Source organism: Pseudomonas sp. RL_5y_Pfl2_73 (genome assembly GCF_963970515.1).
In the GTDB taxonomy this organism is placed as follows: domain Bacteria; phylum Pseudomonadota; class Gammaproteobacteria; order Pseudomonadales; family Pseudomonadaceae; genus Aquipseudomonas.
Window position 1 is genome coordinate 40,136 of sequence record NZ_CAXAPD010000018.1, and the last position, 19,430, is coordinate 59,565.

18 protein-coding genes and 1 pseudogene are annotated in these 19,430 nt (G+C 60.5%); 5 read left to right on the plus strand and 14 right to left on the minus strand.

Going from position 1 to position 19,430, the window contains the following annotated elements:
- Positions 1-184: 184 nt before the first annotated feature.
- The 4 genes from AACY42_RS18000 to AACY42_RS18015 all read right to left on the minus strand — a co-directional run bounded on the left by AACY42_RS18000 (position 185) and on the right by AACY42_RS18015 (position 3,691).
- A complete protein-coding gene (locus AACY42_RS18000) occupies positions 185-529 on the minus strand; it encodes a hypothetical protein (RefSeq protein ID WP_339481361.1) in 345 nt (114 codons plus the stop codon).
- 481 nt (positions 530-1,010) lie between these two features.
- Positions 1,011-1,982, minus strand: coding sequence for a thymidylate synthase (locus AACY42_RS18005; RefSeq protein ID WP_339481363.1), 972 nt, complete (start codon positions 1,980-1,982; stop codon positions 1,011-1,013).
- A 48-nt stretch (positions 1,983-2,030) separates the two neighbouring features.
- Positions 2,031-2,840: a prolipoprotein diacylglyceryl transferase gene (gene lgt, locus AACY42_RS18010; RefSeq protein WP_339481365.1), complete on the minus strand. Its 810-nt coding sequence runs from the start codon at positions 2,838-2,840 to the stop codon at positions 2,031-2,033.
- Positions 2,841-2,908: 68 nt separating this feature from the next.
- Positions 2,909-3,691: a sulfite exporter TauE/SafE family protein gene (locus AACY42_RS18015; RefSeq protein WP_339481366.1), complete on the minus strand. Its 783-nt coding sequence runs from the start codon at positions 3,689-3,691 to the stop codon at positions 2,909-2,911.
- A gap of 316 nt (positions 3,692-4,007) precedes the next feature.
- Between AACY42_RS18015 and AACY42_RS18020 the strand changes: the two genes are divergently transcribed.
- Complete coding sequence (locus tag AACY42_RS18020) at positions 4,008-4,754, plus strand: NRDE family protein (protein WP_339481367.1); 747 nt, start codon at positions 4,008-4,010, stop codon at positions 4,752-4,754.
- Positions 4,755-4,943: 189 nt separating this feature from the next.
- On the opposite strand, the gene ptsP is transcribed toward AACY42_RS18020, so the two are convergent.
- Together ptsP and AACY42_RS18030 are read right to left on the minus strand one after the other, a co-directional pair.
- The gene (ptsP, locus tag AACY42_RS18025; protein WP_339481369.1) at positions 4,944-7,223 is read right to left on the minus strand and encodes a phosphoenolpyruvate--protein phosphotransferase; all 2,280 of its coding nucleotides are present in this window, start codon (positions 7,221-7,223) and stop codon (positions 4,944-4,946) included.
- Between the two features lie 22 nt (positions 7,224-7,245).
- Positions 7,246-7,725: an RNA pyrophosphohydrolase gene (locus AACY42_RS18030; protein WP_003186867.1), complete on the minus strand. Its 480-nt coding sequence runs from the start codon at positions 7,723-7,725 to the stop codon at positions 7,246-7,248.
- Between the two features lie 303 nt (positions 7,726-8,028).
- On the opposite strand from AACY42_RS18030, the gene AACY42_RS18035 reads away from it, so the two are divergent.
- Positions 8,029-8,685 (plus strand): HAD family hydrolase, encoded by a 657-nt coding sequence (locus AACY42_RS18035; RefSeq protein ID WP_046065246.1) that lies wholly within the window; start codon positions 8,029-8,031, stop codon positions 8,683-8,685.
- A 104-nt stretch (positions 8,686-8,789) separates the two neighbouring features.
- Here the strand turns inward: AACY42_RS18035 and AACY42_RS18040 are convergent, their stop codons facing one another.
- Entirely contained in the window at positions 8,790-9,215 is a 426-nt protein-coding gene (locus tag AACY42_RS18040) for a DUF2269 family protein (protein ID WP_339481372.1), read from the minus strand.
- Between the two features lie 45 nt (positions 9,216-9,260).
- Positions 9,261-10,775, minus strand: coding sequence for a threonine ammonia-lyase, biosynthetic (gene ilvA, locus AACY42_RS18045; RefSeq protein WP_339481374.1), 1,515 nt, complete (start codon positions 10,773-10,775; stop codon positions 9,261-9,263).
- A gap of 137 nt (positions 10,776-10,912) precedes the next feature.
- On the opposite strand from ilvA, the gene rpiA reads away from it, so the two are divergent.
- On the plus strand, positions 10,913-11,587 hold the full coding sequence (rpiA, locus tag AACY42_RS18050; protein ID WP_014336005.1) for a ribose-5-phosphate isomerase RpiA: 675 nt from the start codon (positions 10,913-10,915) through the stop codon (positions 11,585-11,587).
- A 97-nt stretch (positions 11,588-11,684) separates the two neighbouring features.
- Here rpiA and AACY42_RS18055 read toward each other — a convergent pair whose 3' ends face one another.
- From AACY42_RS18055 to AACY42_RS18070, 4 genes are all read right to left on the minus strand, one after another.
- Entirely contained in the window at positions 11,685-12,599 is a 915-nt protein-coding gene (locus AACY42_RS18055; RefSeq protein ID WP_339481376.1) for an SdiA-regulated domain-containing protein, read from the minus strand.
- Between the two features lie 121 nt (positions 12,600-12,720).
- Entirely contained in the window at positions 12,721-13,653 is a 933-nt protein-coding gene (locus AACY42_RS18060) for an SdiA-regulated domain-containing protein (protein WP_339481377.1), read from the minus strand.
- A gap of 229 nt (positions 13,654-13,882) precedes the next feature.
- Positions 13,883-14,548: a fumarylacetoacetate hydrolase family protein gene (locus AACY42_RS18065; RefSeq protein WP_339481378.1), complete on the minus strand. Its 666-nt coding sequence runs from the start codon at positions 14,546-14,548 to the stop codon at positions 13,883-13,885.
- Positions 14,549-14,590: 42 nt separating this feature from the next.
- Positions 14,591-15,985: an FAD-binding oxidoreductase gene (locus AACY42_RS18070; protein WP_339481379.1), complete on the minus strand. Its 1,395-nt coding sequence runs from the start codon at positions 15,983-15,985 to the stop codon at positions 14,591-14,593.
- Positions 15,986-16,190: 205 nt separating this feature from the next.
- Here AACY42_RS18070 and serA point away from each other — a divergent pair, with 205 nt between their 5' ends.
- Complete coding sequence (gene serA, locus AACY42_RS18075; RefSeq protein WP_339481380.1) at positions 16,191-17,420, plus strand: phosphoglycerate dehydrogenase; 1,230 nt, start codon at positions 16,191-16,193, stop codon at positions 17,418-17,420.
- Between the two features lie 108 nt (positions 17,421-17,528).
- Here serA and AACY42_RS18080 read toward each other — a convergent pair.
- Positions 17,529-17,954, minus strand: a pseudogene (locus AACY42_RS18080) (DUF4399 domain-containing protein).
- A 128-nt stretch (positions 17,955-18,082) separates the two neighbouring features.
- On the opposite strand from AACY42_RS18080, the gene AACY42_RS18085 reads away from it, so the two are divergent.
- Positions 18,083-18,643 carry a transporter substrate-binding domain-containing protein gene (locus AACY42_RS18085; RefSeq protein ID WP_339481381.1) on the plus strand — a complete coding sequence of 187 codons (561 nt, stop codon included), beginning with the start codon at positions 18,083-18,085 and terminating at the stop codon, positions 18,641-18,643.
- Between the two features lie 156 nt (positions 18,644-18,799).
- Here the strand turns inward: AACY42_RS18085 and AACY42_RS18090 are convergent, their stop codons facing one another.
- Positions 18,800-19,426, minus strand: coding sequence for a class I SAM-dependent methyltransferase (locus AACY42_RS18090; RefSeq protein WP_339481383.1), 627 nt, complete (start codon positions 19,424-19,426; stop codon positions 18,800-18,802).
- Between the last annotated feature and the right edge of the window lie 4 nt (positions 19,427-19,430).

The following is a 19,430-nucleotide window of genomic DNA, read 5'->3' on the forward strand; positions in this document are numbered from 1 at the left end:
GGGCGAGCTTGCTCGCGATAGCGGTGGATCAGTCACATAAGTATTGAATGTGAGGACGTGAACGAGCAACCGCCGTAGGACTCCTCATAGGAGCTTTACCAGTACCGCTCCGAGCAGTATCCCAATCGACGCGACGAGCATCATCACCACGCGAGTAGCGTCAGTTCAGCTGGCTTTGATCGAGTTATTTAAATTGGATTAGCACGGCTGCAAGTGCCATCCAGACGAGGGCGACGATTATTATCGTCATTTCAATTAATAGGAGCCGTTTCAAATAACGCGGGAAGTTCTCGATATCGACCGGGTCTACTTCACCAATACGGATTGATACTCCAGGCCACAACACCATCCCGGCAATTTTTCCTATCTCCAAGAACGACCAAATCAAACCCCGTCTCCCCAGGTTCGGGCCCCAAAGATAAATATAGCGGCTGTTCTTCAAAGCCTCCTTCATCGCATCCAGATGGCGGTGGCTCAGGTATAAGCTAAATACCGCACCTACAAAGCTCAGCAGAGTGGGGCCGGCCATAAGCCAAAAAGCCAGCCAAGACTTCCAGAACTCCTCCGGTATCATTGCAGCGTTTTCTCGTATAGTACTTCTCCGATTCCCTCACCTCCCATAGCTCCAAGGGCCGTGCCTCCCCACGCGCCAGTCGCCACCACGGCCCCGACGCAGAGAACACCCTCCGCATACAAGGGGGAAGGTGATGAGGCTTAAACCAACATCGACGCGGTCATTGGCGCATGGTGCTGATAACCTTCAAGGGGGCGAGTATTTCCTGAGCTATACCGCCCAGCAAAAGAAGAAAGGCTCTGAAGTTATGATCGATGGCCCTGAAATTATTGTCCTAGAGCGTGGCTTGAATCGAATAACCTCCTGATTATGCGGAAATGAATCAACTTGTGTATCTTCCCTCAAATTCGTTCCCAGCCCGGAGCGTGAGTATTAAGTCTAGGCTTAAATTGATCGCCGCCACCCAGGGTGTGGAGGCAATCAACAATAGTATTTTCTAGACCGCCATCGGCGCGGTCATCGGCGCATGGTGTTGGTAGCCTTCGAGGGTGAAGTCGCTCGGCTCCACCAACTCCAGCCACTCAGGCTGGTACACGCCGGTCTTGGCAAACTCCGGCACTCGCTCGCAAATCACCAGCTTGGGCATCGGGAACGGCTCGCGCGTGAGTTGCTCCTTAAGCATATCCAGATGATTTTCGTAGACGTGGGCATCGCCGATGAAATAGGTGAACCAGCGCGGCGTGTAGCCGGTCAGGCGAGCGATCAGGCTCAGCAGCGCGGCGCCTTCGGTGAGGTTGAACGGCGTGCCCAGGCCCAGGTCGTTGGAGCGGATGTAGAGGGTCAGGGAAATTTCCTTGGTCTCGACATTCGGGTGGAACTGGTAGAGCAGATGGCACGGCGGCAGGGCCATCTCATCAAGCTGGGCGCAGTTCCAGCCGTGGAACAGGATGCGCCGGCTGCCCGGGTCCTTGATGATGGTGTCGACGCACTGGCGCACCTGGTCGATGGCCTTGTACAGCACCACGTAGGCCTGACCGTTTTCTTCGCCTTCGGCGATCTGCCGGTAACCCAGGGCCAGCGTCTGCTCGATGGCCGCCGGGTTGCTCAGGGGGATCTGTTTGTAGGCTGGCCACTTGCGCCATTGCACGCCATAGATCTCGCCCAGGTCGTCTTCGCCCTGGCGGAACGGGTTGGCCAGCCACTGGGCGTTTTCGTTGGCGTTCTGGTCCCAGACCTTGCAGCCCAGGGCACGGAATTCGGCGGCGTTGTTCACGCCACGGAGGAAGCCGCACATCTCGCCGATGGCTGATTTGAAGGCCATTTTGCGGGTGGTGATGGCCGGGAAGCCTTTCTTCAGGTCGTAGCGCAGCATGGCGCCGGGGAGGCTGATGGTATTGACGCCCGTGCGGTTGGCTTGTCGGGTGCCGTGCTCGATGACGTCGGCCACCAGATCGAGATATTGCTTCATGGATTACCTGTGTCCTTGAACCTGAGGCCTGCGCCCCGGGTTCGAATTTTAAACCTTGGCCGCCGCAGCCGGCGCACGATTATAAGCCAGCCAGATCAGCGCCAGGCCGCCGATGATCATCGGCAGGCACAGCACCTGACCCATGGTCAGCCAGTTCCACGCCAGATAGCCGAGCTGGGCGTCCGGGACGCGGACGAACTCAACGATGAAACGGAAGATGCCATAGAACAGCGCGAACATGCCCGACACCGCCATGGTTGGCCGCGGCTTGCGCGAGAACAGCCAGAGAATCAGGAATAGTGCCACGCCTTCGAGGGCGAATTGATAAAGCTGCGACGGGTGGCGCGGCAACTGCGCCGGGTCGCTGAACGGCGGAAAGATCATCGCCCATGGCACGTCGGTCGGCTTGCCCCACAACTCGGCATTGATGAAGTTGCCGATGCGCCCGGCACCCAGGCCGATCGGCACCATCGGCGCGACGAAGTCCATCAGCTCGAAAAACGATTTGTTGTTGCGCTTGCCGAACCACAACGCCGCCAGCATCACGCCGATGAACCCGCCGTGGAACGACATGCCGCCCTTCCAGACTTCGAAGATCAGTGTCGGGTTGGCCAGGTACGCACTCAGGTCGTAGAACAGCACGTAGCCCAGGCGCCCACCGACGATCACGCCCATGGATAGCCAGAACACCAGGTCGGAGAGTTTTTCCTTGTTCCAGGTCGGGTCGAAACGGTTGAGTCGACGCGACGCCAGTAACCAGGCGCCGCCGATGCCGACCAGGTACATCAGGCCGTACCAGTGGATTTTCAGCGGGCCGATGGCCAGGGCCACCGGATCGATCTGCGGGTAAGGCAGCATTGATACTCCTCGTAAACGTCAAAAATACCCGGGTGACGCTGCCACCTCGGGATTAAACCAGGATTGCGTCAGAACAGAAAACTCAAGCCTACGCACAATAGCAAGCCGGCGAACAGCCGTTTGAGCAAGCGCGGTGACAGGCGATGGGCCAGCCGCGCACCGAAGCGGGCGAAGACCATGCTGGTCAGGGCGATGCCCAGCAGCGCGGGCAAATACACAAAACCGAGACTATGGGCCGGCAGCAGTGGATCGTGCCAGCCCAGAATCATGAAACTTAGCGCGCTGACCACGGCGATGGGCAGTCCGCAGGCCGATGAGGTCGCGACCGCTTGCTGCATCGGTACGCTGCGCCAGGTCAGGAACGGCACGGTCAGCGAACCGCCACCGATGCCGAAAATCGCCGAGGCCCAGCCAATCACCGTGCCGGCCAGGGTCAGTCCGGCCTTGCCTGGTACGCTGCGACTGGCGTTGGGCTTGAAGTTCAGGGTCAGTTGCACGGCAACGATCAGGGCGAACACGCCGATGATCTTTTGCAGGTGTGGGCCGGAAATCGCTTCGGCGGTGATCGCGCCGAATCCGGCACCGATCAGGATGCCGACGGTCATCCAGGCGAACACCGGCCAGCGCACCGCGCCTTTGCGCTGATGCTCGCGCACCGCATTGACCGAGGTGAAGATGATCGATGCCAGCGACGTGCCAACGGCCAGGTGCGTCAACACCTGCGGGTCGAAACCCTGCAGGGTGAAACTGAACACCAGCACCGGGACAATGATGATCCCGCCCCCCACACCGAACAACCCGGCCAGCACGCCGGCGCAGGCGCCGAGCAGCAGATAGAGCACAAATTCCACCAGCGTCTCCCCGTCCATCCCTGAAATAAGAGCGGCATGGTAACGGATCCAGGGTCCCAGGCTCCACTGAAGGTGATGGATGCGAGGGCGATGTGTGGGTAGAGTGGTGAACAGATGTTGTGGCGAAGGAGCAAGCTCGACTGCACCCGCAGGAGCTGTGTAGGAGCTGTCGAGTGCAACGAGGCTGCGATCTTTCCCCAGACACTTGAATCTCAAGCGAAAGATCAAAAGATCAAAAGATCGCAGGCTTCGCCAGCTCCTACAGAGCCCTGTGCGAGCCTTATTTGGTGATTGGCATTTTTAACAGGACGACCTGATGTGCCTGATCGTATTTTCCTGGCGACCCGGCCATGCCCGGCCACTGATCGTGGCGGCCAACCGCGACGAGTTCTATGCCCGGCCGACCTTGCCCCTGGCCCAGTGGCCTGATGCGCCCCATGTGCATGCCGGTCGCGATCTGGAGGCCGGCGGCACCTGGCTCGGCATTGGCGCCGAGGGGCGCTTTGCGGCGCTGACCAACATTCGTGACCCGGGCCAGTTACCGGCTTTCAAGTCCCGCGGCGAACTGGTGGCGCGGTTCCTGACCGGGAATCTTTCGATTGTCGAGTATTTGAGCGAAGTCGTGCCCCGCGCCAGCGAGTATGGAGGGTTCAACCTGCTGCTCGGCGATGGCGTCGAACTGTGGCACCACAACGCTCGCGATGCCCAGGCGCAGCGGTTGGACGAGGGGGTCTATGGCTTGTCGAACGCTGGGCTGAACACGGCATGGCCCAAGTTGCTCAAGGCCCGCGCGGCGCTGAGCGAGGTGCTGGACGATCCGCAGCCCCAGGCACTGCTTGCGCTGCTGAATGACCCGCAGCCTGCGCCGGTGGCTGAGCTGCCTGATACGGGGGTGGGAGTGGCGACCGAAATGCTGCTATCGAGTGTGTTCATCGCCAGCCCGGCTTACGGGACGCGGGCCAGTACGGTGTTGATTGTCCATGCCGACGGGACGCGGCAGATGGTCGAGCGCAGTTTCGGGCCCCATGGGGGGCATTTGGGGGAGGTGGCGCTGCACATTTGATTCAGCCCTGTAGGGACTGTGTAGAAGCTGTGTAGGAGCTGTCGAGTGCAACGAGGCTGCGATCTCTCCCCTGACACTTGAATCTCAAACGAAAGATCAAAAGATCGTCCGAACGCGGCCCCAGCCTTCGCCAGCTCCTACAGAGCTCAGCGGGAGCAAGCTCCCTCGCCACAAATGCTCGTTGAACGGTCAGAGGGTCTTGTTCGAGGCCGGATTGATCATCCGCGCCAACCCAAGGTTCTTCAGCGCCAGTTGCAAGGAGCTGTGAATCACTTGTGGGTTGTCGATGGTCATCACTTCCGCGAGCAATTCCTGGGCCTTGCTGAGGTTGATCTGGCGCAGCATCCACTTCACTTTCGGCAGGTTGGTGGCGTTCATTGACAAACTGTCGAACCCCATCGCCATCAACAGCACTGCCGCCGCCGGGTCGCCGGCCATTTCGCCGCAGATGCTCACCGGCTTGCCTTCGGCATGGGCGTCACGCACCACGTTCTGCAGGGCTTGCAGCACCGCCGGGTGCAGGTAGTCGTACAGGTCCGCGACCCGCGGGTTATTGCGATCAACGGCCAGCAGGTATTGCGTCAGGTCGTTGGAGCCCACCGACAGGAAGTCCACCTGCCGCGCCAGTTCCTTGGTTTGATACACCGCTGCCGGAATCTCGATCATCACGCCAACCGGCGGCATCGGTACGTCGGTGCCTTCGTCGCGTACTTCGCCCCAGGCCCGGTGGATCAGGTGCAGGGCTTCTTCCAGTTCATGGGTGCCGGAGATCATCGGCAACAGGATGCGCAGGTTGTTCAGGCCTTCGCTGGCCTTGAGCATGGCGCGGGCCTGGACCAGGAAGATTTCCGGGTGGTCGAGCGTCACGCGAATACCGCGCCAGCCGAGGAACGGGTTCTCTTCCTTGATCGGGAAGTAGGACAGGGACTTGTCGCCGCCGATGTCCAGGCTGCGCATGGTCACTGGTTGCGGGTGGAACGCGGCCAGTTGTTCGCGGTAGATCGCCAGCTGTTCCTTTTCGCTGGGGAAGCGCTGGTTGATCATGAACGGCACTTCGGTGCGGTACAAGCCCACACCTTCGGCGCCACGTTTCTGCGCCCGGGCCACGTCGGCCAGCAGGCCGGTGTTGACCCACAGTGGCATGCGGTGGCCGTCGAGTGTCACGCACGGCAGGTCCCGCAGCGCATCCAGGCCCAGGGACAGTTGTTTTTCTTCCTCGACCACATCGGCAAACTGCTTGCGCAGCACGTCGCTGGGGTTGGTGTAGACCTCGCCGTGGTAGCCATCGACGATCATCTGGATGCCGTCGACCTTGGAGTACGGCAGGTCCACTAGGCCCATCACCGTCGGGATGCCCATGGCCCGGGCCAGGATCGCCACGTGGGAGTTGCCCGAACCCAATACCGAGACCAGCCCCGCCAGCTTGCCTTCGGGCACTTCGCCGAGCATGGCCGGGGTCAGCTCTTCGCTGACCAGGATGGTGTTGTCGGGGTAGACCAGGGTCTGCTGGCGCTCTTGCTGCAAGTAGGCCAGCAACCGGCGGCCAAGGTCCTTGACGTCCGAGGCCCGCTCGCGCAGGTAAGCGTCGTCCATCAGTTCGAAACGGTTTACGTGGTCGGTCACCACCTGGCGCAGTGCGCCCTGGGCCCACTGGCCGGTCTTGATGACGGTGGTCACTTCGCTGCCCAGGGAGGCATCGTCGAGCATCATCAGGTAAACGTCGAACAGCGCGCGCTCTTCAGGACGCAGTTGCGTCGCCAGCTTGGCCGACAGGGCGCGCATGTCGGCGCGCACGCCTTCAATGGCGGTCTTGAACAACCCCAGTTCGGCGTCGATGTCGGTGATGGCCTTGTCCGGCACCACGTCCAGGTCGGCGGGCGGCAACATGACCACCGCCGTGCCCACCGCCGCGCCCGGTGAACCCGGTACGCCGACGAACTTGGCTTCCTGGATGCCCTTGCCCTGGCGACCCAGGCCGCTGATCGAACCGGTGGCCTCGGCGTGGGCGATCACCCCGGCCAGTTGCGCGCTCATGGTCACGAGGAAGGCTTCTTCACCCTCATCGAACTGGCGGCGTTCTTTTTGCTGGATGACCAACACGCCGACAACGCGGCGGTGGTGGATGATGGGGGCCCCGAGGAACGAGGCGTAGCGTTCTTCGCCGGTTTCGGCAAAGTAGCGGTAACGCGGGTGATCCGCGGCGTTTTCGAGGTTCAGGGGTTCTTCGCGCGTGCCGACCAGACCGACCAGGCCTTCATTGGGGGCCATGCTGACTTTGCCGATGGAGCGCTTGTTCAAGCCCTCGGTGGCCATCAGCACGAAACGATTGCTCTCGGGATCCAGCAGGTAGACCGAGCAGACCTGGCTGCCCATGGCCTCTTTGACACGCAATACAATAATCCCCAACGCCGCCTTGAGATCCTTGGCGGAGTTAACTTCCTGGACGATCTTGCGCAGCGTATTGAGCATGGCTCGGGGTCGAACTCCGTCGTCAGTCGCGCGTCAGCAGGCGCGGGGCAAGCTCTTTGAGAGCGCGTCGGTACACTTCGCGCTTGAATGTCACCACCTGGCCCAACGGATACCAATAGCTGACCCAGCGCCAGCCATCGAACTCCGGTTTACCGGTCAAATCCATCCGCACCCGCTGCTCGTTGGAGATCAGGCGCAGGAGAAACCATTTCTGCTTCTGGCCGATGCACAGCGGTTGGCTGTGTGTCCTGACCAAGCGTTGAGGCAAACGATAGCGCAACCAGCCTCGGGTGCAGGCGAGTATTTCGACATCTTCTCGCTCAAGCCCCACTTCTTCGTTCAACTCGCGGTACAAGGCCTCTTCCGGCGTCTCCTGGGGGTTGATCCCGCCCTGGGGAAACTGCCAGGCGTCTTGATTGATACGGCGAGCCCATAGCACCTGCCCTGCATCATTCGTAAGAATGATCCCCACATTGGGGCGGAAACCATCGGGGTCGATCACGGCAACAACCTCGCAAACGCATGTCGCCGCATTGTTCCACAAAGGTTGTGAAAGCAGCAACGAGCCTGCGCAGTGGCCTGTGTAGTTAGTTCTGTTGGTCAACTTCGGCGCCAGAAGCGCCTGGCCTGTGTTGTTGCTCCTCGCCATAGCGGGCTATGACTCGTCGCAACGCCTTGACCAGGCACTTCTGACATCCGAATTTGAACCAACGAACTCACCACACAGGCCACCACCTTATGTGCACGTTTGTGAAAAGTCCGTATTCTGGACGCCTTTCTTCAGATTTTTCAGCGAGTAACTGCAATGCGGCTGGCTTTATTCGACTTGGATAACACATTGCTGGGCGGCGACAGCGACCACGCGTGGGGCGATTACCTGTGCGAGCGCGGTTTCCTGGACGCTGTCACGTACAAGGCGCGCAATGACGAGTTCTACCAGGATTACCTGGCCGGCAAGCTCGACAACGCCGAGTACCTGAATTTTTGCCTGGAAATCCTCGGTCGTACCGAAATGCACGTGCTGGCCCAGTGGCACCTGGATTACATGCGCGACTGCATCGAGCCGATCGTGTTGCCCCAGGCCATCGAATTGCTGGAAAAACACCGTGACGCCGGCGACAAGCTGGTCATCATTACCGCCACCAACCGCTTCGTTACTGGGCCGATTGCCGAGCGCCTAGGGGTCGAAACCCTGATCGCCACCGAGTGCGAAATGATCGACGGGCGCTACAGCGGGCGCAGCACTGATGTCCCGTGCTTTCGCGAGGGCAAGGTGACCCGGCTGAACCGTTGGCTGGAAGAGACCGGGCATTCGCTCGATGGCAGCTATTTCTACAGTGACTCGATGAATGACCTGGCGCTGCTGGAGGTGGTGACGCATCCGGTGGCGGTGGATCCGGATCCGAATCTTCGGGCCGAGGCCCAGAAGCGGGGTTGGCCGGTGATTTCGTTGCGCAATTGACTGTGGGAGCTAAGCTTGCTCGCGATGGCGTCCGCACCTGCGCCGCACAGGGTTTCAGACCTATCGTGTAAGCCAATCGCGGGCAAGCCTTGCTAGGCAGTGTTTTAAACCGGCTTTGCGCCCATCAATCCCGCAATGGCGATAAAGCAGACAACGCTGAACAGCGCCAAGGCAAAGGTAAACTTCCCGCTACCTCCCGGCGTCTTGCGCAACGCGTTCAAACGCACCATCAGCCAGGCCCCCGCCAGCGCCGCCAGGGTGTAGAGCACGCTGGAAGCCAACAGCCACGTCTGCCCCAGCGGCCAGCCGACCTGATGCACCATCCACCAGCCCGTGAAGGGCAGGCTCGCCAGTGCCAGGATCATCACCAGCCAGATGAACAGCCGCGGACGTTGCAACGTCCGCGCGGCCGCCGTGGCATCGCCGTTGCGGCGCGTGCGCCAGACCCAGGCGGCCAACCCCAGGGCGCCCGCCAGCAGCAGTACGGTGGCGATGCCGTGAGCGATCTTCAGCGCAGTCAATGTTTCCATTGTTGGATCTTCCTTAAGTCTTGCTCACAGCCTAGCCCGGCTTTATCAACCGAGGAACAGTTGATAGGCCGGGTTATCGCTTTCATCCCAGTACGGGTAGCCGATTTCTTCCAGGGCGGCCGGCACCAGGTGGCGCTCATCGTGAGGCACCTGTAGCCCGGCGACCACACGGCCATCCGCCGCGCCATGGTTGCGGTAGTGGAACATCGAGATGTTCCAGCGCCCGCCCAGCTTGTTGAGGAAGTTGAACAGCGCACCCGGGCGTTCCGGGAATTCGAAGCGCAGCACCACTTCGTCGATGACATGGGCCGCATGCCCGCCCACCATGTGGCGAATGTGCAACTTGGCCAGCTCGTTGTCGGTCAGGTCCAGCACCGGAAAGCCTTGATCGGTCAGGCTGGCGATCAGCGCGCTGCGCGGGTCGTTTTCCGGGTGGGTCTGCACGCCGACGAAGATGTGCGCCTCACTGCCGGTGTTGTAGCGATAGTTGAATTCGGTGATCTGGCGCTTGCCGACGGCTTCGCAGAACGCCTTGAAGCTGCCCGGCTTCTCGGGGATGGTCACGGCGATGATCGCTTCGCGGCCCTCGCCCAGTTCCGCGCGTTCGGCAACGTGGCGCAAGCGGTCGAAGTTGACGTTGGCACCGGAGTCGATGGCCACCAGCGTCTGCCCGCTAATGCCCCGTGACTCGACGTATTTCTTGATTCCTGCCACGCCCAGGGCGCCGGCAGGTTCGGTGATCGAGCGGGTATCGTCGTAGATGTCCTTGATGGCTGCGCATATCTCGTCGGTGCTGACGGTGATGACTTCGTCCACGTAGTGCTTGCAGATATCGAAGGTATGTTGGCCGATCTGCGCCACGGCGACGCCGTCGGCGAACAGCCCCACGGTCGGCAGGACCACGCGCTCGCCAGCCGCCATGGCCGCTTGCAGGCAATTGGAGTCGTCCGGCTCGATGCCGATGACCTTGATGTCCGGGCGCAGGTATTTCACGTAGGCCGCGATCCCGGCAATCAGCCCGCCACCGCCCACCGGGACGAAAATCGCATCCAGGCGCCCCGGGTGCTGACGCAGGATTTCCATCGCCACGGTGCCCTGCCCGGCAATGGTGTGGGGATCGTCATACGGGTGGATGTAGACGTAACCTTTTTCGTCGACCAGTTTCAGCGAATAGGCCAGGGCTTCGGGGAACGAGTCACCGTGCAGCACCACTTTGCCGCCCCGTGAGCGCACGCCTTCGACCTTGATTTCCGGGGTGGTCTTGGGCATCACGATGGTGGCCTTGACGCCCAGCACCTTGGCCGCCAGGGCCAGGCCCTGGGCGTGGTTGCCCGCCGAAGCCGTGACCACGCCGCGTGCGCGCTCTTCGTCGCTGAGCTGGGTCAGCTTGTTGTAGGCCCCGCGAATCTTGAACGAGAACACCGGCTGCAAGTCTTCGCGCTTGAGCAAGATGCTGTTGCCCAGCCGTTCGGAGAGCTGGCGAGCGGTCTGCAGCGGGGTTTCTACGGCAACGTCGTAAACGCGCGAGGTGAGGATCTTTTTGACGTACTGTTCAAGCATCGGAAAGCATCACTGAGCGGGTTGGGCAGGGCCAAGGAGTCTAACCCGGCTTTTAGCTGGGCGACCACACGAATCCCAAGGTTTTGTTGGGTTATACTCGCCCCCCTCTTTACTTCCTGCCCGCTTTCGGAGCCCGCATGACCCAGGATCAACTCAAACAGGCCGTGGCCCAGGCCGCCGTCGACCTCATCCTCCCGAAGCTGGATGACAAGAGCGTCGTCGGGGTTGGCACCGGCTCTACGGCCAATTGCTTCATCGACGCGCTGGCGCAACACAAGGGCGCATTCGACGGCGCGGTCGCCAGCTCCGAAGCAACCGCCGCGCGTCTCAAGGGCCACGGGATCCCGGTGTACGAGCTCAACACCGTGAGCGATCTGGAGTTCTACATTGACGGCGCCGACGAAAGCGACGCGCACCTGAACCTGATCAAGGGCGGCGGCGCGGCCCTGACTCGCGAGAAGATTGTCGCGGCCGTGGCCAAGACCTTCATCTGCATCGCCGACGCCAGCAAACTGGTGCCGGTGCTCGGCGCGTTCCCATTGCCGGTGGAAGTCATTCCCATGGCCCGCAGCCATGTGGCCCGCCAACTGGTGAAGCTGGGCGGCGACCCGGTGTATCGCGAAGGCGTGCTGACCGATAACGGCAACATCATCCTGGACGTGCACAACCTGCAGATCACCAACCCGGTGGAGCTGGAAAGCCAGATCAACGCCATCGTGGGCGTGGTCACCAACGGTTTGTTCGCTGCACGTCCTGCGGATGTGCTGCTGCTGGGGACCCCTGAAGGGGTGAAGACCCTGCGGGCTGAGTAAGCCCGGAGCTGGTCATTTATTGATCAGAGCTCGAACCCTGTGGGAGCGGGCTTGCCCGTTCCCGCATTGGTTTTTGTGGTGGGTCGGAGTGAGTGGATCAAGACTGCGGTTTCTTGAACACGTAGAACAGATTCGGCTCGCTCACCAGATACAGGTTGCCATCGTCGTCCATGGCGAGGCCTTCGGCCTGGGGCACGTTTTTTTGCAGGCCCTGGCGGCCTTTGCTCAGCGACAGCGTGCTCAACGGCCGGCCGTCGATATCCAATTCGATAATCAACCGCGACTCCTCGGACAGCGCCAGCAAATGGCCGCTGCGTTCGTCGTATTGCAGGCTTGAGAGGTCGCGTACGAACAGCCTGGCATCGCGCTTGGGGTTGTTGATCACATGGACTGCATAGGACTTTTCTGGATTGTGGTGGGGAAACCCATGCACTTCATAAATCAGCATCGGGTCGCGTTCCTTCGCCACGAACAGGCGTTTGCCCACCGAATCGTAGGCCAGCCCTTCGAACCCCTTGTTGCCACTCATGTGCACGCCCAGGGTCATCTGTTCGGCTTCGGCGGCGTCGAGGAATTGGGTGTCGTCCTCCAGGTGAATCTTGATCAGGCGCAGCTGGCGCTCGTCGGTGATGACGTAGATGTCTTCGCTGATGAATTCCACCGCCTCCGGATCGCCAAAGCCGATCAGGGCGATGCGCCGCAAAATCTTGCCGTCCAGCGACAACTCGATCAGCTCGGCATTTTTATTGGTGACGGTGAACAGGCTCTTGCGGATCGGATCGAACGTCAGCGCTGAAACGTCATCGTCCAGGCCGTCGATCACCTGCGCTTCGACCGTAACCCGGTATTGATCCAGGGCGATGGCCTGTTCGCTGGTGGTTCTCCAGAGGGTGTTGAGGTTGAACCAGGCGCGTTCGAACAGGCGCAGATGTTGGCCGGCGGCGATCAGAAAGATCAGCGCCAGCGCCAGCAGTATCAGGATCAAGGTTTTGGAGCGGGCGAGTCGACGCATGTTGGGGTGGGCTCGGATAAGAACAGGTGCGTGGAAATACCACGGATGCCTGAACTGAAGCTTAATGGCTGTGTGCCACACCCTACAACGAAGGAGGATTTATCCTACAGAGTTAGTGCTGTCAGCGCTGTTTTTCGAAACGATAGAACAGATTCGGCTCGCTGACCATGTACAGATTGCCGGCTTCATCGACGGTGACGCCTTCGGCACGAGGGATTGTGTCTTTCAATCCGTTTAGGCCGCCCAGCAAGGTCATGAAGCTGACCTGTTCGCCTTTTTCGTCCAGTTCCAGCAGCAGATGGGAGTCGGCGGAAAGTGCCAGCATGTGACCGCTGCGCGGGTCGATCGCCAGTGCCGAGAGGTTGCGCAGGTCCAGTTCATGGCTGGCATGGCTCTGCTTGTCGCCCTTGAGCGACTGGCTGCCATCGCTTTTCCAGGTGAACAGCGCGGGTGGGCGTTCCTCTCCGAGCACCAGTTGCTGGTTGCGCGGGTCCCAGGCGATCGCTTCGAACCCTTTGTTCTGGTTCTTGGATGGGCCGAGATCATAGTGGGGGAAGTCGGCATTGTTCAGTTCGCGGGTATCGGCATCAACGTGGACGATGGTCAGTGTGTGATTTCGTTCGTCGGTGATGGCCAGCAGGCCGTTTTCCATATAAGCCACGCCCTCGGGGTTGTTCCAGCCCACCAAGGGCATCTTGCGCAGCACGTCGCCTTGCAGGGTCAGTTCCACCAGGAACGGGTACTTGCCCATGACGGCGAACAAGGTCTTGGTCTGCGGGTTGTAGGTCACATCGGACGCCTCGTCCTTCTCCATGCCGGGTAGTGGCTTGGCGTCGATTACGGCGCGGTAGTCCGGCAACCAGATGCTCTCCTGGCGCTGGGCCGGGCTCTGGAAGTGTTCCGATAGCCAAAGCAGGCCGCGGTCGTCCCAATGCATCGCAAACGTCAGGCCATAGGCAGCGGCCACCGCCAGCAGCGACCAGGCATACCAGGGCAGGGCGAAGCGGGAGCGGCGGGCAGGTTTGGCAGCAGGCAGTGCTTGGGTTTTGGCCATCGGGGAATGCGTTCCAGAGAATTCGGCTAGGGGGTGTTGGCTCAGATGCCGCATTCCCCGGAATTATCCGGATGACATGTGAAAAAAACGGTAAATGATCGGATATGCGCCATATATACCTGTGGGGGCGAGCCTGCTCGCGATAGCGGTGTGTCAGCCAACATTAATGTGTCGGATAGACCGCTATCGCGAGCAGGCTCGCTCCCACAGTGAGGTCAGCATTGCGTTTTTAACGAACGCTGCTTTCGAAGCGGCTCGCCCCGGGCAGTTCCAGGATCAGTTCGTCGCCTGCATTCAGCGGCCCGACGCCCGCCGGGGTGCCGGTGAGGATCACGTCGCCAGCCAGCAGCGAGAAACAGCCGGCCATGTACTGGATCATCGGCACGATGGGGTTGAGCATCAGGCTGCTGTTGCCGTCCTGGCGCACTTCGCCGTTGATGGTCAGGCGAACGGCGATATCGGTCAGGTCGGCAAAGGTGCCGCTCGACACGAACGGGGCGAGCACTGCCGCGCCGTCGAAGGACTTGGCCACTTCCCAGGGCAGGCCCTTGGCCTTGAGTTCGGCCTGCTTGTCCCGCAGGGTCAGGTCCAGGGCCGGGGCGAAGCCGGAGATGGCGTCCAGCACTTCCTCGGCGCTTGGGCGTGGCGACAGCGGTTTGCCGATCAGCACGGCGATTTCCGCCTCGTAGTGCACCGAGCCACGGTCGGCAGGAATGCTGAAACCGCCTTCCAGCGGCACCACGCAACTGCCCGGCTTGATGAACAGCAAGGGTTCGGTGGGCACCGGGTTATCCAGTTCCTTTGCATGTTCGGCGTAGTTACGGCCAATGCACACCACTTTCCCTACCGGGAAGTGAATACGTGTGCCGTCGACATACTGGTGCTGATAGCTCATTACCGACTCCTGCTTCAGGGATTCATCAGGTGTTTTTAGGCGTCAAACCGCGAAAATCTTGCCCGGGTTCATGATGCCGTTCGGGTCGAATACCGCCTTCACGGCTTTCATGTACTCGATTTCCACGGGCGAACGACTATAGGTCAGGTAGTCGCGCTTGGTCATACCCACGCCGTGTTCGGCGGAAATCGAGCCGTTGTATTTCTCGACGGTTTCAAAGACCCACTTGTTCACGGTTGCGCATTTGGCGAAGAACTCATCCTTGCTCAGGCTTTCCGGCTTGAGGATGTTCAGGTGCAGGTTGCCGTCACCGATGTGGCCGAACCAGACGATTTCGAAGTCAGGGTAGTGTTCGCCGACGATCGCGTCAATTTCCTGCAAAAATGCTGGAACTTTCGAGACGGTCACCGAGATGTCGTTCTTGTACGGCGTCCAGTGGGAGATGGTTTCGGAGATGTACTCGCGCAGCTTCCACAGGTTCTGCAGTTGGGTTTCGCTCTGGCTCATCACGCCGTCCAGCACCCAGCCTTGCTCCACGCAATGCTCGAAGGTTTCCAGGGCGTGGTTGGCGACTTCTTCAGTGGTGGCTTCGAATTCCAGCAGCGCGTAGAACGGGCACTCGGTTTCGAACGGTGCGGGCACGTCGCCGCGAGCGAGGATTTTGGCCAGGGCCTTGTCGGAGAAAAACTCGAAGGCGGTCAGGTCCAGCTTGCCCTGGAAGGCGTGCAGCACCGGCATGATCGAATCGAAGTCCGGTGTGCCGAGCACCATGGCGGTGAGGTTTTTCGGCGCACGGTCCAGGCGCATGGTGGCCTCGACCACGAAGCCCAGGGTGCCCTCGGCGCCGATGAACAGCTGCCGCAAGTCGTAGCCGGTGGCGTTCTTGATCAGGTCTTTGTTCAGCTCCAGCAGGTCACCCTTGCCGGTGACGACCTTCATGCCCGCCACCCAGTTGCGGGTCATGCCGTAGCGAATGACCTTGATCCCGCCGGCATTGGTGCCGATATTGCCGCCAATCTGGCTCGAGCCGGCCGAAGCGAAGTCTACCGGGTAGTACAGGCCATGTTCTTCGGCCTTGTTCTGCAGTTGTTCGGTAACCACGCCAGGCTGGCAGACCGCGGTGCGGTCGGTGAGGTTCACGTCGAGCACCTGGTTCATGTAGTCGAACGACACGACCACTTCGCCGTTGGCCGCCACGGCTGCGGCGGAAAGCCCGGTACGTCCGCCCGATGGCACCAGCGCGATTTTGTGTGCGTTGGCCCAGCGCACGATGGCCTGGACCTGTTCGGTGGTCTTGGGAAAGACGATGGCCGAAGGCGCAGGGGCAAAATGCTTGGTCCAATCCTTGCCGTAAGCGTTCAGGGAGTCGGCATCGGTCAGGACCTTGCCAGGCTCAACCAGGGTCTTCAGCTCATCTATCAGGGCAGGATTGGTCATCGACAGAACTCTCGAACAATTCATGGTCATCCTGAGAACGCTTCACGTCGCAGGAATGAGTGTTTAGCGGGGTGCGTATGCTAGCATACCGGCCCCGCAGCGTAGTGCCCAACGGCTGTTCTGCGGCGACGGCTGTCATGCCGGTCGGGCCAGCATGCGCTGTCCGATTCCCTGCCATTTTTCTCCGGGACACAGGTTTACGCAGATGAGCAAGACTTCTCTCGATAAGAGCAAGATCAAGTTCCTTCTTCTCGAAGGCGTCCACCAATCGGCTGTCGACGTCCTCAAGTCGGCGGGCTACACCAGCATTGAGTACATCACCAGTTCTCTGCCGGAAGCCCAGCTCAAGGAAAAGATCGCCGATGCTCACTTCATCGGCATTCGCTCCCGTACCCAATTGACCGAAGAGGTCTTCGATCACGCCAAGAAACTGGTGGCGGTCGGCTGCTTCTGCATCGGCACCAACCAGGTTGACCTCAACGCGGCGCGCGAGCGCGGTATCGCGGTGTTCAACGCGCCGTACTCCAACACCCGTTCCGTTGCCGAACTGGTGCTGGCCGAAGCGATCCTGCTGCTGCGCGGCATCCCTGAGAAGAACGCTTCCTGCCACCGTGGCGGCTGGATCAAGAGTGCGGCCAACTCCTTCGAAATCCGTGGCAAGAAGCTGGGTATCGTCGGCTACGGCTCGATCGGCACCCAGTTGTCGGTACTGGCTGAAGGCCTTGGCATGCAGGTGTTCTTCTACGACACCGTGACCAAGCTGCCCCTGGGCAACGCTACCCAGGTCAACAACCTGCACGAGTTGCTGGGCATGGCCGACATCGTGACCCTGCACGTGCCGGAAACCGCTGCCACCCAGTGGATGATCGGCGAGAAGGAAATCCGCGCCATCAAGAAGGGCGGGATCCTGATCAACGCCGCTCGCGGCACCGTGGTCAAGCTCGACGCCCTGGCCGACGCGATCAAGGACAAGCACCTGATTGGCGCCGCCATCGACGTGTTCCCGGTGGAGCCACGCTCCAACGACGACATCTTCGAAAGCCCGCTGCGTGGCCTGGACAACGTGATCCTGACCCCGCACATCGGCGGTTCCACCGCTGAAGCCCAGGCCAACATCGGTCTGGAAGTGGCGGAAAAACTGGTCAAGTACAGCGACAACGGTACGTCGGTATCGTCGGTGAACTTCCCGGAAGTGGCCCTGCCGGCACACCCTGGCAAGCACCGCTTGCTGCACATCCACGAAAACATCCCGGGTGTGATGAGCGAGATCAACAAGGTCTTCGCCGAAAACGGCATCAACATTTCCGGTCAGTTCCTGCAGACCAACGAGAAAGTCGGCTACGTCGTGATCGACGTCGACGCCGAATACTCGGACCTGGCGCAAGAGAAGCTGCAGCACATCAATGGCACCATTCGTTGCCGCGTGTTGTTCTAAGCAGGCCTGGCTTGCAATAAAAAACGGGAGCCTCGCAAGGGACTCCCGTTTTTTTTGCCTGACGCAACATCAAAACCCTGAAGGGTGGTGGTGTGTCGGCCAGGGCTGTTACTTCACGTTTACCGTGATTTTCTCGGACACGATCGACGGATCGAACGGCATGTGGCCGCTGTCACCCAGGATCAATTGCAAGGTGTGCTTGCCCGGGGCCAGTTTGATGTCGGCCTGGGTTTATGCCTTGCCGAAGTGCATGTGGTTGGCGTCGTTTGGAATCGGCGCGCCAGCGGCAGGCAGTTTGTCGACATCGATGAGCAAATGGTGATGGCCAGTATTTTTGGTCACATCGCCGGCCGGGGCCAGGGCGATCTCCTTGACGCCGAACTTGACCGTGAACTCTTGGGCGACGGTGGCGCCGTCTGCCGGGGAAACGATGAACACTTTTGCACCTTCGGGTGCCGAGGTCGCGGCGGTTGCCAGCATCGAGGCGCCCAATAACAGGCCGGCCAACGTGGCACGAGACATAAAGCTTTGCATTTTTTTCTCCAGTTTTTCCATGAAATCCGCCTGGCCATGACAACTTCATGACCAATCGTTGTCAAAGCTTGCAACAACCATAGCAAAGCGCGGCTGAAACGGGCGTCGCTAAATACAAAGGAGTGACCATGCGCTTTCTGCCTGGCCTGATTTGCCTGCTACCCCTTTTGAGTCCCCTGGCTCATGCCGAACTGATCGATGACATCAATGACCGTGGCGAACTGCGCATTGCCCTCGAGGCCAACACCGCGCCCTTCAACTTCAAGGAAGACGGCAAACTCACCGGTTTCGAAGTGGAACTGGGCGAAATGCTTGCCAGTGAGCTCGATGTACGCCCCGACTTCGTGGTCACTGATGCCGGGGACCTGATGAGCGGGGTGGAGAGCGGCAAGTACGACGTCGCCATCAACCACATAGCAATGACCCCGGAACTGGCGGAACGTTTCGATCTCAGTGCTGCTTACAGCCATCCGGATGCACAACTGCTGGCGAGCAAGGATGAGACGCCACGCCCGTTGGTCATGGCGCAGTCATTCCAGCCAGAAAAAAAGAACGACCCGGCGCCGAGCCTGGTGATTCCGTTCCAGAAGGGCAACCCGGCCTTCAAGTCCAGCCTGGACAACGCCCTGACGCGTATCAAGGATGATGGAAGGCTGGAGCGGTTGTCGCAGAAGTGGTTGGGGCTGTAGGAGCTGACGAGTGCAACGAGGCTGCGATCTTTCCAAGGACACTTGAATCTCAAGCGAAAGATCAAAAGATCAAAAGATCGCAGGCGCCTACAGAGCTCAGTGGGAGTAAGTTCTTCGCCAGGGTTCAGCATTGAACCGGTTCAGACGAGTCTGTCTTCAGGGTTTACGCCAGACACTCGCCAACCAAGGCTGTTGCTCCCGCGGCAGCCCCGCCGGTCGGTAGTAATGCTCCAGTTCCACGAAGCCTGCGTCGCCGAGCAGCGTGCGCCAGGCCGCGAGGTCGTGGTAGGCGCCGAAGCGCTGGCCGTTCCAGCCCTCCTGGTTTTCGCCTCGAGGGTTTGAGCTGAACAGTACGCCGTCGGGCTTGAGGGTGGCGTGCAGTTGCTTGAGCACCCGCGGCAGTTCCTGGACGGGCACATGAAACAGCACCGCGTTGGCGAAAATCCCGTCAAAGCGCTCGGCCGGTAGGTCGAGTTCCAGGAAGTCCTGTTGCCACACCTCGCAGCCGCTGTCCTGGTGCGCCATCCGGGCAAACGCTTCTGAACCGTCGAGGCCGACCGCGACGTGGCCCAGGGCCGTGAATGTCCGCAGGTCGCGCCCCGGGCCGCAGCCGAAATCCAGGATGTGCAACGGTGCCTGGCCCTGGATATGGCGCAGCAGGGCGTCGATGTTCTGGCTGACATCGTGATCGCGGGTGCCTTCGCGAAAGCTTTCTGCCACGGCGTTGTAATGGCCCAGGGTCGTGGCAGTGATGGCGTGCAAGTCTTCGGTGGTGCGTTTCATGATC

Coding starts and splice junctions, on each gene's coding strand:
- AACY42_RS18000 (WP_339481361.1), bottom strand. CDS start 529: ATGGCCGGCCCCACTCTGCTGAGCTTTGTAGGTGCGGTATTTAGCTTA.
- AACY42_RS18005 (WP_339481363.1), bottom strand. CDS start 1,982: ATGAAGCAATATCTCGATCTGGTGGCCGACGTCATCGAGCACGGCACC.
- lgt (WP_339481365.1), bottom strand. CDS start 2,840: ATGCTGCCTTACCCGCAGATCGATCCGGTGGCCCTGGCCATCGGCCCG.
- AACY42_RS18020 (WP_339481367.1), top strand. CDS start 4,008: ATGTGCCTGATCGTATTTTCCTGGCGACCCGGCCATGCCCGGCCACTG.
- ptsP (WP_339481369.1), bottom strand. CDS start 7,223: ATGCTCAATACGCTGCGCAAGATCGTCCAGGAAGTTAACTCCGCCAAG.
- AACY42_RS18035 (WP_046065246.1), top strand. CDS start 8,029: ATGCGGCTGGCTTTATTCGACTTGGATAACACATTGCTGGGCGGCGAC.
- AACY42_RS18040 (WP_339481372.1), bottom strand. CDS start 9,215: ATGGAAACATTGACTGCGCTGAAGATCGCTCACGGCATCGCCACCGTA.
- ilvA (WP_339481374.1), bottom strand. CDS start 10,775: ATGCTTGAACAGTACGTCAAAAAGATCCTCACCTCGCGCGTTTACGAC.
- rpiA (WP_014336005.1), top strand. CDS start 10,913: ATGACCCAGGATCAACTCAAACAGGCCGTGGCCCAGGCCGCCGTCGAC.
- AACY42_RS18055 (WP_339481376.1), bottom strand. CDS start 12,599: ATGCGTCGACTCGCCCGCTCCAAAACCTTGATCCTGATACTGCTGGCG.
- AACY42_RS18060 (WP_339481377.1), bottom strand. CDS start 13,653: ATGGCCAAAACCCAAGCACTGCCTGCTGCCAAACCTGCCCGCCGCTCC.
- AACY42_RS18065 (WP_339481378.1), bottom strand. CDS start 14,548: ATGAGCTATCAGCACCAGTATGTCGACGGCACACGTATTCACTTCCCG.
- AACY42_RS18070 (WP_339481379.1), bottom strand. CDS start 15,985: ATGACCAATCCTGCCCTGATAGATGAGCTGAAGACCCTGGTTGAGCCT.
- serA (WP_339481380.1), top strand. CDS start 16,191: ATGAGCAAGACTTCTCTCGATAAGAGCAAGATCAAGTTCCTTCTTCTC.
- AACY42_RS18085 (WP_339481381.1), top strand. CDS start 18,083: ATGCGCTTTCTGCCTGGCCTGATTTGCCTGCTACCCCTTTTGAGTCCC.
- AACY42_RS18090 (WP_339481383.1), bottom strand. CDS start 19,426: ATGAAACGCACCACCGAAGACTTGCACGCCATCACTGCCACGACCCTG.